General features: G+C 51.2%; 9 protein-coding genes and 1 tRNA gene. 6 read left to right on the forward strand and 4 right to left on the reverse strand.

Features of this window, described 5'->3' with window-relative positions:
- Positions 1 to 2 precede the first annotated feature (2 nt).
- Genes J2I46_RS21725 through J2I46_RS21735 form a run of 3 tightly spaced genes read left to right on the forward strand, consistent with a single transcriptional unit; the run spans position 3 to position 3,006 of the window.
- Positions 3 to 1,934 (forward strand): hypothetical protein, encoded by a 1,932-nt coding sequence (locus J2I46_RS21725; protein WP_207331175.1) that lies wholly within the window; start codon positions 3 to 5, stop codon positions 1,932 to 1,934.
- 1 nt (position 1,935) lies between these two features.
- On the forward strand, positions 1,936 to 2,430 hold the full coding sequence (locus J2I46_RS21730) for a hypothetical protein (protein WP_207331176.1): 495 nt from the start codon (positions 1,936 to 1,938) through the stop codon (positions 2,428 to 2,430).
- A gap of 6 nt (positions 2,431 to 2,436) precedes the next feature.
- Positions 2,437 to 3,006 (forward strand): hypothetical protein, encoded by a 570-nt coding sequence (locus J2I46_RS21735; RefSeq protein ID WP_207331177.1) that lies wholly within the window; start codon positions 2,437 to 2,439, stop codon positions 3,004 to 3,006.
- Between the two features lie 59 nt (positions 3,007 to 3,065).
- Here J2I46_RS21735 and J2I46_RS21740 read toward each other — a convergent pair whose 3' ends face one another.
- On the reverse strand, positions 3,066 to 4,250 hold the full coding sequence (locus tag J2I46_RS21740) for a tyrosine-type recombinase/integrase (RefSeq protein ID WP_207331178.1): 1,185 nt from the start codon (positions 4,248 to 4,250) through the stop codon (positions 3,066 to 3,068).
- Between the two features lie 118 nt (positions 4,251 to 4,368).
- Positions 4,369 to 4,452, reverse strand: a tRNA-Leu gene (locus J2I46_RS21745).
- A 142-nt stretch (positions 4,453 to 4,594) separates the two neighbouring features.
- Between J2I46_RS21745 and J2I46_RS21750 the strand changes: the two genes are divergently transcribed.
- A complete protein-coding gene (locus J2I46_RS21750) occupies positions 4,595 to 5,359 on the forward strand; it encodes a class I SAM-dependent methyltransferase (protein WP_207331179.1) in 765 nt (254 codons plus the stop codon).
- A 46-nt stretch (positions 5,360 to 5,405) separates the two neighbouring features.
- Here J2I46_RS21750 and J2I46_RS21755 read toward each other — a convergent pair whose 3' ends face one another.
- Positions 5,406 to 8,201 carry a TonB-dependent receptor gene (locus J2I46_RS21755; protein WP_207331180.1) on the reverse strand — a complete coding sequence of 932 codons (2,796 nt, stop codon included), beginning with the start codon at positions 8,199 to 8,201 and terminating at the stop codon, positions 5,406 to 5,408.
- Between the two features lie 219 nt (positions 8,202 to 8,420).
- Entirely contained in the window at positions 8,421 to 9,659 is a 1,239-nt protein-coding gene (locus J2I46_RS21760; protein WP_207331181.1) for an ABC transporter permease, read from the reverse strand.
- Between the two features lie 166 nt (positions 9,660 to 9,825).
- Between J2I46_RS21760 and J2I46_RS21765 the strand changes: the two genes are divergently transcribed.
- On the forward strand, positions 9,826 to 11,100 hold the full coding sequence (locus J2I46_RS21765; RefSeq protein WP_207331182.1) for an asparagine synthetase B: 1,275 nt from the start codon (positions 9,826 to 9,828) through the stop codon (positions 11,098 to 11,100).
- 398 nt (positions 11,101 to 11,498) lie between these two features.
- Positions 11,499 to 12,737 (forward strand): hypothetical protein, encoded by a 1,239-nt coding sequence (locus J2I46_RS21770; RefSeq protein ID WP_229379881.1) that lies wholly within the window; start codon positions 11,499 to 11,501, stop codon positions 12,735 to 12,737.
- The last annotated feature ends 16 nt before the right edge of the window (positions 12,738 to 12,753 follow it).

The following is a 12,753-nucleotide window of genomic DNA, read 5'->3' on the forward strand; positions in this document are numbered from 1 at the left end:
CTATGGCTATCCTGACAATTCGCACAAGCCCGGTTAGCAATGCGCTGCCCTACCAGCCGCAAACGGCCCAAAATACCATGATTACGACACGTAACCCGAAAGGGTGGTCAGTAATCGACTCCCGGCCGTGGTTATGGCATGGGCCCGTACCAGCTGGCCCACAGGAACGGGAGCAGTTATTTTCTCATGGTGGCATTTCTCACAGCGTAAAGCCCTTACTGTGCAATGATATGTACCTGCCGTCTGGCCGACGTGCCGTTTTCCCCGGTGGTCAGGACATGCACAGTGCAGCGCTGGCCGCAGCGGGCGAGATGGATGATAATGATCCCAGAAAAAGCGATCTGCTGACGTTTGGAAACGGCGACATTACCGGCCGCCACTACGTCAACGGAAATCGTCAAGCATGGCGAGCCCTGGGTAATACACTCTACCGGATATGTGTTGCCGCTAACTTAGGCGTTCCACCCGCCTTGATTGGCGCTGATATGGAAAATCAGTGGGAAGTCTCTCCGGGCGATGGTGATATCTACATGTCTGGCGTGTATGAGGGGTTCCGACAAGCGATCTATCAGCTGGGTCATAACTGCAAGCTGTTCACCTACGGCACCGGCGGTTTGTACCGGCCAGTAAGCTATACGGCAAATAAGCAGGATGGTGATATCTGCATGCGGTTGCCTGGTACCATGTGGCTTGGCTCAAATGGTCAATTCGACGCTAATAACCCAAACGTGCAGGTATTTATCAACAATGGAGCCTATACGGGTGGGGATCAGTATGCGCGCAGAACCCACGATAATCAGTCGGTGTACGCCAAAACGCTCCAGGGCGCTTATATTCTGGACCAGGCCGGAAACCCTACGTTTGCAATCGGTGGTCGCATGAGTAGCAATTACGGCCAGGCGCATTGGATCTATCGGCCCGAGCCACGCTACTTTATTGAAATGTTCTATGAGCTGGCAGATCGGACACTGATTGAATGGAGATGGCGGTGTAATACCCCAATCGGTGAATACCAGGGCAATTTCGTCAATATGCCTTATCCGAAGGGTACCTATGATTTGCGGCCAGGCCTGGGCGGTCTGAAGCTTGCCAGTTGGATAAGAAATAATACGGAGATCGAGCAGCAGTACGACTATACTACCGACTCAGCTGAACCCTTCTGGTCAACGCAGGAAAAAGGCATCGAGGCCGCTAACCAACGTCCCCAGAACCCGGATGCGCTAGAGTTTCAATTTCTGTGGCGGTCGGTCTTCTACCATCTGAACGTAACCTTCGCCAACGAAGGAAACGCTTACGATTGGGTTAACGGCCAGCAGGGCACTGCGCGGCTGGATTACAACGCCGTTGGTGGTGAGGCAAACGTAGCGCCGGTCTGCGCCTTCGGCCAATTTGAAACCATGTTTCTGGCCCGGTACCGCATGTCCATGTTCCCGGATTTTTACGCCCTGATGGATGCTGGCTTGATTGAATTCATCATCCCCAAGCGGTTTATTCTCGACGGCAACAGAGCCTTTGGCGAGCGTGAATTCGATAAGCCCATCAAGTGGCTGCTTAAAGAGCGTGGCGGGCGGCGACTATGGATTATAGGCGTATATCCCATACTCGATACAACCGGCCAGCACTCGACAGCACAAACCCATTTCTGGGTAGATGGCAACGATGGGGTTTCAGGTACGTACACCATCAACTGGGTTGGTCGCAGTACCTTCTGGGCACAAATGGCCTTACCGGAGGGGTGCCAAAACATTCGTCCGGAGGATATTTTTTTCGAGCATACCAATCCCCTGGGCCAAACCTTCCAGTACACCGGCAATTACAATGTTCCGGTTTCCGGCTTCAAGCAGAAACCAGCCTTTATGCCCACTGGCCAGGCAATCAATCTGGTTATCGGCGGCTCAACTAGTTCACCCAATTCCCCGGGTGGCGTAGCTTAATATGATCATAGCCTTCAAAAATAAAGCAGCGGATAATTCACTGACTTCCCGGCTGGTTTCAGCCTGGACGAACTCACCGTGGGTTCATTGTGAGCTGGTTTTTCAGTCAAAAGATTTGCTGTGCGTGTCGGCCCGGCCAGGTGAGGTAGCTGTGTCTGCACGCGTCTTCGGGGAAGTGGTCGAGAACGACCTATGGGAATTCTACCAGCTTCCGAACATCGATGCCGCTAAAGAGCGCGAGATATTAGTATGGTTGTTTGGCCAGAGCATGACCGAGTACTCCTACACCGGCATAATCTGGAATCAGGTGTTGCACTACGCCCACATGGCTAACGGCCAGTGGTTTTGTTCCGAACTCGCCTTCTGGGTGCTTTGGAATTATGGCATACTAGATAGTACTTTTGATGCGCCCGCGAATTGGTCCCCAGCCGAATTGCGCAGCCTGGTAAAAAGGAGTTGCGTTGAAATTGACAAGCGTTCACTTTTAACCAGTTAAAACATCATGGCTTTTACGTCAGAGAAAAAGTTTGGCTACTCAGATGGTCAACATGTAGGTTGGTACGGCGATGGTCTGGCCATCTTCGTTCGCGTTCAGAATGGTACGGTTCGTACCGTCGGTAAGGAGATGAACCCTGCGGCCGCGAATCCTCAAAAGATTGGCAAACTGGCCCGGTCCTGGATGAAATACATTCTACCAGCAATCGCCAGTGATTTCGACAATTTTGTTGCTGGAGAGAATGAAAATGGGGCGGCGGACACGTCGGAGCCATACAGCGCTTTTGTAATCACCCTGCCGGTTGGCTCAGCGTTCATTCGGCCAAACCTGACAGCGACAACCACGCCAGGTACAACCACGCCAGGCACAACTACGCCGGGCACAACCACACCAGGTACGACTACGCCAGGCACCACTACTGGCAGCGGGCTAACTGATACCGGTACTGGTGGAACAACCGGTGGAACGACCACAACTAAAAAGATGAACTGGAAGACAATCGGCATTGTCACCGGCGCCGTTGTAGTCGTTGTAGTTGTAGGCTATTACGCTTTCAAGAAAAAGGCGTTCAAATAAGCGGCCCAAATTGATGATATAAAAAGAGCTGGCCTACATAGGTCAGCTCTTTTTATTGATTACCATTCCACCCGGATACGCTCAGGCGGGGTCAGTCCCAGCGAGCGCAAATAGATTTGAGTATCATCGAGGCTGGCGTGCCGTAGCTGCTTTTGAATCCACATTATATCTGCTCCGGCCCGGTAGGCGTTACAGACCCCGGTGTGCTTCCAGCCGTAGAGGGTCAACTCGCCATTATACAGCTCTGCTCCTTTCAACGCCTTTGCATGGCGCTCAGAGACTCTATTTCTTAAAATAGATACATCACAGGTCAGTAGATCCTTACCAAATACGTAGTCGTTTGGCTGGGCTAAGTGGAGCTGCATTTTATCAATGGCCACTTGCAGCTGATGGTTAATAACAATCACCTCGTAGCCTACTGATTTGCGCCCACCCTTCGCGTCTGAACGGTGAATTTTAATTTGATTGTTGGCCAGGTCAACATCTCGTACCCGCAGCCTGGTTAATTCGATGGGTCGCAAGAATCCGTAATAGACAAACTGAGTCAGAAAGTATAACCGGTGATCATTGGCCTGTAACCACTCGGTCAACGTGCGCTGCTGCTCCGGCGTGTATACATCGTGTATCCTACTAGGATCTTCAACCAAGCGCGTCCACTTTGGAAAGCAGTTCTCCGGAAGCCAGCCCCGTTCGGCCAATCCATTAGTCAGGGTTCGTAAATCCGCGATCAGATTATTCCGGGTACGGTTACTGCAAGCACGTGCTTGAATGATGTAATCAGAAAAGGCGTTGATTTCGGCTGTTGTAGGTGGTTCGAGCGCTTTGAGCGAGAGGTCAAGGCCCATAGTCTCCTTTAGATGCGCACAAAACTGCTTCCAGCGGGCGACCGTCCCGGCGTTGGTCTGGTGTGTCCTGTTGCGATGCGTTCGCTCCCTGAGCGTAACAAATCGCTCCATTGCATCAAGCAACGTGGCGGGCTTGCTCAGCTGATTATTAACAAGCGACGTCGTTACCGGATCGGGATTGGCGGGTTTAGCTGGAGTAAAGTCGAACACGTACCCACCAGTGAGCAAATGATTGATCTGTTGACAGCGAAGTTTACCCCAATTCCGACGGGCGGTAACTGTTTTTAGTTTAGCCGGGCACCACTGCCGTTTCCCCATTTCCAGCTTGCCCGTGTCCGGATTGAGGGCATAGAAGACTATGTACCACCTCTTAGAGAGGTCGCCCCCGTAGTCGTTCATTGTAGCCAGTCGGTAATTCTCTGGCTCAGCTGTGATTTTCTTTTTCAGGCCAAAATCTGTCTCAATTCTTGTCTCAACTGCACAAAAAAGCCCCAAACTAAGTAGTATGAGGCTTTTGTACCGGGTGCCGGACTCGAACCGGCATGTCCTTGCGAACAATGGTGTTTGAGACCATCGCGTCTACCGGTTCCGCCAACCCGGCAGGTTTGACTCAGTAGTGTTCAGTTGAACGTGGGGCAAAAGTAGTGTTTCCAGCCAGTAAAAGCAACAGATACCACCGAATTCAGACAAACGAGCCAGAATTCACCGTCTCCAGACTGGCCAACAGGCTGTATCTTGCCGCTATGACAAAGCTTTATTCAGAACTGGCGTACCTGTACGATGCTCTCTATCAAACGTTTATTGACTACAACGCTGAGTTTGCCCTGTACCAGCGCTGCTTCGGGTTCGATAAAACAAAATCTGTACTGGAAATCGGGTGTGGCAGCGGGCATCTGGCCGAGCGCTTTACATCTGCCGGATACGATTACACCGGCGTCGATATTAGCCCGCAGATGCTGGAGTTAGCCCGCCAGCGTTGTCCGGGTGTTCGGTTCGTACAGGCTGATATGAGAACGCTTAACTTGAGTCAATCCGTTGATGTTATCCTGATCACGGCACGTAGCCTGAGTTACTTATTAACCAATGATGATGTGCTGGGTACGTTCAGGCAGTTAGCCAGCCACCTGGCCCCCGCAGGTACGTTGCATTTCGATTTTATTGATGCAACCTCATTCATGACGGCGATGGATCCGGCAGCTACGATTGAACACCGAGCCACGTATAACGGACAGACGTATCTGCGAAAAAGCACCTATACGCCCGACCTTCTGACTGGTTTCACCTGGAACTGGCATTCAGAATTTTATATCGAACAAACAGACCATTCGGTACAGCCCCTGGCAGACGATGAGGCCACATTGCGGGCATTTCTGCCCAACGAAATCCACCTGCTACTCCAACTGGCTGGTTTGACGGTGACACTGGAACAGCGTCAACCTACCTACGCTTTCGATACCTGGGTGTTTTCGGCCCAAAAAGCTGTACAAAGTCAAAGCTCCGATTGCTGACGTTGGTGGGCGTCAGCAACCGGAGCTTCTCTCCTGTCTGTTTCAGTTAGAATTTGATATTCAGGTTTGCGTTGAAAGTGGTTCCCAACTGGCTGAACTGTGAGCCGTTATAGCCAAGAATATCGTACCGGCCGCTAAAGCCCAGATCACCCCGCAACCGTGCTTTAGCCGTTGGGTCATTCGTTACTTTGGCACCTTCGGCATCCAAGGCGATCAGATCCCACTTCGGAAGTACATTGAATAGGTTGTTGACGTTGATGGTACCGGTCACCTTCTTACTAAACGTGTAACCAACGCTCAGGTCAGTGACAGCCGCCGGCACAAACGTAGCCTTGATGTGCTCCATAACAGCCCCTCCGTTGTCCAGATCCTGGAATGACGTTGAGCCAAACAGGGTGCTGTTCAGATTGACGTTGAACTTGCCAATGCCGTAGTCGGCGCCGAAGATTACTTTATACCGGGGGCGGCTCTCTGTCAGCAACGATTTGATCTGCGTGTTCAGAATGGTTGCTCCGGCCGCTTTAATGGGTGCAGGATCGACAGGCGTTCCTACGATTTCGTTCTGCAGCGTGAAGTTACCGGCCACGTTCAGGCCCAGCTTACCGCTACCCAGGATGATGTTCCGATACGACGCTACGGCATCGAGCCCCGAATTGATCGTCTCAATTCCGTTAATGAAGAACTGGATGCTCGTTACGCCATACTGACTCAAAATCTGCCCGAGTGCGCTGGTTCTGTCTGACGAACTGATTGACGAACTGTACACGATCCGGTCTTTTACGTTGATCCGGTAATAGTCGAGGGTGATGTTGAAGTCCTTCGTTGGGTTCAGGGCAACGCCAAGCGTCAGGTTCGTCGATTTTTCCGGGCGAAGTTGGGGAATACCTAACTGACGCGCCTGCGAGCTTCGGTTGTTGAACAGACCTGACGATTGAATAAGGCCGCCGGCAAACGATGCCTGAATCGATTGGGCGTAAATCTGGTGCAGCGTTGGTGCCCGGAAGCCCGTTGAGTACGACGCTCTGAGCACAATTTTCTCGTCGGCCAGCTTATAGCGGGAAGAGAATTTGTATACGTTCGCATTGCCAAAATCACTGTAATTTTCCGTACGAACAGTTCCGTTTAGCAGGAAGTCTTTCGTTAGGTCATAGCTCACGTCGGCGTAGGCACCAATGTTGAAACGCTGGTTCGTACCGGCGCTCAGCGGGTTGATACCGGGGAATGAGTTGGCCCCTTCGCCCGTATATGAGGCTTCATCACCAGCAATGATCGTGTATTTCTCCTGGCGCGCCTCCATACCAAAGGCAATTCCCAGTTTGTCATTCAACTGCTTTGACACGTCAACGTTCCCAACGATATGACCAAACTCATATCCACCTGGTTTGAAGCGGGTTGGACTGGCTTTACCTAACGACCGGTTCACGGTGTTATCGACCGTATACGACTGGGCGTTAAATCCCGTGGTAAGACTTACATCGTGTTTCCATCCGTTGGTTTCTCCTTTAATACCCAGGGTAGCATTGTTATCGATCATATCGCCCTCGAACGTAGGTACGTAGCCAACATACCCTTTGTACAGATCAACGTTATCTTCGGCTGGAAACGCCAGTGTAGCCTGTGTCAGGTAGTTTTTACCTCCGTTATCAGTCACGCTGTGCAGAAGGCCACGATCCTGACGCCAGTAAGCCGGACGGTAGTTGGCAAAGCTCGATACCCGCTTTACCACCATGGCCGCGTTGCCGTAGAGATCAAGTTTAGGGCCAATTGAAACACCCCCGTTGATCAGAAACCGAGCAGCGGCTGTTTCTCCCGTACCGTTAATGTTGTTGGCGGTCGGAAAATCATTCAGATAATTGGTAATCAAGGCATTCTGCGCAGCGCTGCCACCAAAGGCGGCAATTTCAGACGGTGCATAAATAGTGCCCGACCGAACTGCGCTGTTTTGCTGTTGTAAATCGAGCGTGTAATTCACGAATCCTTTACCCGCCAGATTAGAGCCTCCGTTGAAAGCAACCTTGTACATGCCCCCATCTCCTTTCGAGGTGATGCCTGCGTTGATATCGAGACTTGAATACTCGAATTTATCTTTCAGGATGATGTTGATAACCCCGGCAATAGCGTCAGAACCATACTGAGCCGAGGCACCATCGCGAAGGATTTCGACCCGCTTGATCGCCTGGGTAGGAATAGCCGAGATATCGACACCCGTTTCGCCCCGGCCGGGCGAGAACTGCACGTACAGGAGTGAACTTAGATTTTTTCGCTTGCCATTGATCAGAATCAGGGTTCGGCTTGGGCCCATGTTCCTGAGCTCCCATGGGTCGAGCAGGGTTGTGGCATCGTTTACGGGCGTATTTACAGTGTTGAACGAAGGCACGCGGTACTGCATCGACTTATCGAACGTTGGCTGGCCAGTCGATTTCAGATCGGCGGCCGACAGGATATCGACCGGCACGGGCGAATCGACGATAGAGCGCTGCGAGGCACGGCTACCCACCACCACAACTTCCGACAGGATCGCCGCCGATGGCTCAAGCTGCACATCGAGCATAACTTCCGCACCCGCTACAGTGACTGATTTTGTGGTTGTATTGAAACCAATAAACGAGTAAGTGAGCTTGTACGTACCATCAGCCACTTTTAGCGAATAGCTACCAGTCGCATCTGTAGAGGCGCCCGTGCTTGTACCAGCAACCACAACAGAGACGCCAACCAATGGCTCCTGCTTGTCATCTTTAACCGTGCCCTTTATGACTTGCTGTGCTAGTAGGCAGCCAGACGTAAGCACTAGCAACAGAACGCTAACCAGTAATAATTTACTGATGTTGTAATATTTCAACATAGATTATTTGGGTAAATTGTGAAACTGAGAAACAGTTAACTGCTTCTAAATAAGTTCACAGAATCCAATTAACCTAGCCTTATGTTATTTTTACTTATATATTATCCTTTATATTACAGTATATATACCAATAGTCCAACTATAATCTACCGTCAATAAGTAGACTACAATTGGACTATTGGTTAGTAACGCCGAAACTAATTTGTGTAAACGTGATGCTTATTCGTACCTGAGGGCATCAATCGGGTCAAGTTTAGAGGCTCGAATGGCGGGGTATATACCAGAAAACAACCCTACAGCGATGCAAACCACTAAGCCCAGGCCCATCCAAAGCCAGGGAACCACGAATTTGCCGGCACCACTGCTCACGCCCATCGCAATTAAATTACCAATGGCAAGGCTCATGAGAATGCCCCCTAGCCCACCCAGAATGCAGATAACGATAGCCTCAATTAAAAACTGCTGCCGGATGCGCGTTGGTGTGGCCCCCAGCGATTTACGAATGCCGATTTCCCGGGTACGTTCCGTAACGGACACCAGCATGATGTTCATAAGCGCAATAGCAGCCCCAAGAAGCGTAATGGCACCAATGCCAAACCCGCCCCAGCGGAGATAGCCTGTTGTTTCTTCAATGTCTTTAACCAGCGCATCGGCTTTTTGTACGTCAAATGAATCAGGCTGACCAAGGCGGTCCTGCCGAATTTGTCGCATCAATCCGATAGCTTCCCCAACGGCCATGTCCTGGTCGCCAATCTCTGTTACAGCGGCCGTAATATCGAAAGTCAGTTGGCGTGTTCCAGCCAGTTGACGGGCGTTTTCGAGCGGAATCAACAGCACCCGATCGTCGCCGCCGCCGGTAAGCGATCCCTTCTTATCCAGTACGCCAACTACCCGGAACTGGCCACCCAGCACCCTGACAACCTGGTTAACAGGGTTTATTTTTCCTTTAAACAGGGTGCTGGCTAGTTCACTGCCAATCAGGGCCACGTTCAACGAATTATTGAGGTCATTGGCATTGATGGCCCGCCCCGATGACACTTTATAGTTTTTTACCGTCAGGTAGGCATCATCGATCCCGATTACCTGTACGTTTGGATTCGTTTTAATAGACCCATATTTAACCTGTCCTGCCCCGGTCACCGCCGCCGATAAAGCGATTGTGGCCCCGTATTTGTAGCGACGACGGAAAGAGACAGCATCGTGGTAATCGATTGGTTTATCTTTCTGGATGACCCGTCCGCCAAACCGACGAACATCCTGCCGGGCAACCACACTGAACGTATTGGCGCCCAGACCTTCGAAGCTGCTATTCAATGACGCCTGAATGCCATCAATGGCCGTTAACGTACCTACTAATGAGGTGATTCCAATGGCAATGATGAGCGCCGTCAGAATGGTGCGGAGCCGGTTGCTTAGAATTGACCGGATTCCTTCCCGAATATTTTCAATGATGTTCATATTAGAATAAGTGGATCGATTAAGGGGTGAATGAGCGAATACCAGGTTGAATCAACTACTACATGTATCAATCCTATTATTCACTCATTGGCGCACATAACCATTCACTAATTATCTACGTATCTTCGTTACAAAGCTACAACCTGACGCACTCGACAAACCGCCAATGAAACGCCTGCTGTTACCGCTTATCCTATTTCTACTGACCTTGCCGGGCGTCGTGTCGTCGGCACTGGCGTCAAAGATTTTGGTGCCAATGGATGATGCCCAGAAAAATCATCTCAAAGCGTACGGAATTGCTTTCTGGGTGCTGAAAACCCATGATACAGAAATTGACTGGCTGTTGAACTACCGGGGCGGGGCTTTCCTGTTGCCTCAGTCGGCAGCCTTTACCAATGAAATGCTTATTCGGGGGGTAACCTATGAGGTTATCTCAGATGCAGACGCAGCCAATATTCTGGCTGAAATTGCCTCGCCCAATGCCAATATGGATGCCGTTAAGTTGCAGAAAGCCCCTAAAGTTGCCGTGTACTCCCCCAAGACCAAACAGCCCTGGGATGACGCCGTCACCATGGTCATGGCCTATGCCGAGATTCCATACGATGTGGTCTTCGACGAAGAAGTGCTGAACGGTAAGCTGCCCGAATATGATTGGCTGCACCTTCACCACGAAGACTTTACGGGGCAGTTTGGTAAGTTTTTCCATATGAAAGACCAGCCCTGGTACATTGCGCAACGTCGCGAAGCAGAGATCATTTCGCAGAAATTTGGCTATACCAAAGTACCCCAGATGAAACTGGCGGTGGTTAAAAAGATCCGTGATTTTGCGCTGGGTGGTGGCTACATGTTTGCGATGTGTAATGCTACCGATACGTACGACATTGCGCTGGCGGCCCAGAACACCGACATTGTTGATGCCTTCTACGACGGCGACCCGTTTGATCCACAGTGTAACAGCAAGCTGGATTTCAGCCAGACCATGGCGTTCAAGGATTTTCAGGTGTATACCAATCCGTACATGATCGAGTTCTCGAACATCGATAACCAGCCAGAGGAACGCGGCCTCAGCGAGCACAACGATTACTTCACGCTGTTTCAGTTCTCGGCTAAGTGGAACCCAATCCCAACCATGCTGACGCAAAATCACCAGGCTACTATCAAGGGATTTATGGGACAGACTACGGCGTTCAAGAAAGCCTACATCAAGCCTCAAGTAGATATTCTGGCCGAAAACCGGGCGGCGGGCGAAGCAAGATACATTCATGCGCCTTACGGAAAAGGCTTTTTTACGTTCTACGGAGGTCATGACCCCGAGGATTACCGTCATGAGATTGGTGAGGAACCGACAGACCTGAACCTGCACCCCAACTCAGCAGGCTACCGTCTCATTCTGAACAACATCCTGTTTCCGGCGGCCAAAAAGAAAAAACAAAAAACCTAGGCCGAGATTACTTCAGCACCGCCTGCGTTCACACTCGTTTACCTGAAAGGGCCGCAATTCTGCCAGATGAATTGCGGCCCTTTCAGGTGAACCTCACATGCGCAAACCCTGTTTCTTCGGAATGAGTGAACGCACGAACAAGTTCAGGTTTTGGCTTAAACGAGTGGGTTGGGCCGGTTTCTTCTTCTTTCTGATCAAAGGACTGCTTTGGTTACTCATCCCTTATCTTATTGCCAAGGGCTTCTGGTTGAACTAATTCCACGTAGGTACGTTGCTGGTCGACCATTTCCCGGCGAACGGAATGGCTCAGTGGCAATCCTGACCTTTTATTCAATTTTCCTGTGCAAAAGTGGCGTTTTTTGCATCTTTGAGGTATTGCTTCTCCGGCAGTTACCACTATGCAATCGGCACTCCCCTCCTCTTCGTCACCGTTCTCCATGACCGAGTCGACCAGCACCGACTGGCGGCTGGGCTTACCAACCTATTCCTACGCCGTAGTGTTTGCGTCGTTCTGTATCATCATGGGCCTGCTCTGGGACATTATGTGGCACATGAGCATCGGACGGGACGGTCTTTTTTCGGCACCGCACGTGGTAATGTATGTTGGTGCCCTGGTCTCCGGCCTTTTTTCCGGCTACCAAATTCTGTCACTGACTTTTCGTAAAGACCACCCCGACCGGGTACGGTCGGTAAAATTCTGGGGCATTTTCTACGGTTCACTAGGTGCCATGTATTGCGTTTGGGGCGCATTGGCCATGCTTACGTCTGCCCCATTCGACGACTGGTGGCATAATACCTATGGACTTGACGTCCAGATTCTGACGCCGCCCCATACCGTTCTGCTCGTGGGTATGATGATGGTACAGTTCGGTGCTATTGTGGCAGTGCTGTCTCTGCAGAACCAGTCGGCCGTTGCAGAAAACCCACGGCAGGCGGCCCGAATCCGGTGGTTGTTCATCCTGTCCGGCGGCTTCTTTCTGAGCGTGTTGTTCGTACTTCTATCCGAAAATATGGGACGATACGCCTCTCATAACTCGTCGTATTATGTCACGGCAGCAATCGCTTTCCCTTTTTTGCTGCTGGCCATCGGACGGGCGGCAACGAATGACCTCATTTTTCGTATCCCGATCACGGCCGTGACAGCCGTTTACATGCTGGCGATTGCGGTGCCGAGCTGGGTATTCCCACTGTTTCCGGCGGTCCCCAAACTTGGCCCAGTGGCCAACCCGATCACTCATTATCAGGCATTTATTTTTCCTCTGCTGCTGGTTATTCCCGGTTTTGCACTCGATCAGTTACTCAATCGGTTTTCTGCGGGGCGCGCCAGTAAACCGATGAATGACTGGCTTTTGGCTGCACTAGCCGGCCTTGTGTTCATGATTGTCTTTCTGGCCGTACAATGGCCATTCGGCGGGTTCCTGCATGAATCGCCGCTGGCCCGCAACTGGTTTTTCATGAGCGATTCGTGGAGTTATGGCAGCGACCCTAACTGGCAATACCGGTTCAAATTCGGGCCGTGGTACAACCAGTCGGCCGCCGCCTTTGCCCTGGGTTTTGGCAAAGCCATCGTCATCGCCATGATCTCGGCCCGGATTGGCCTTGTCTGGGGCAACTGGATGCGTCGGGTAGTTCGATAGTACCCGTTTTTATTCA

Origin of the sequence: Fibrella forsythiae (assembly GCF_017353175.1) — a bacterium.
GTDB lineage: Bacteria > Bacteroidota > Bacteroidia > Cytophagales > Spirosomataceae > Fibrella > Fibrella forsythiae.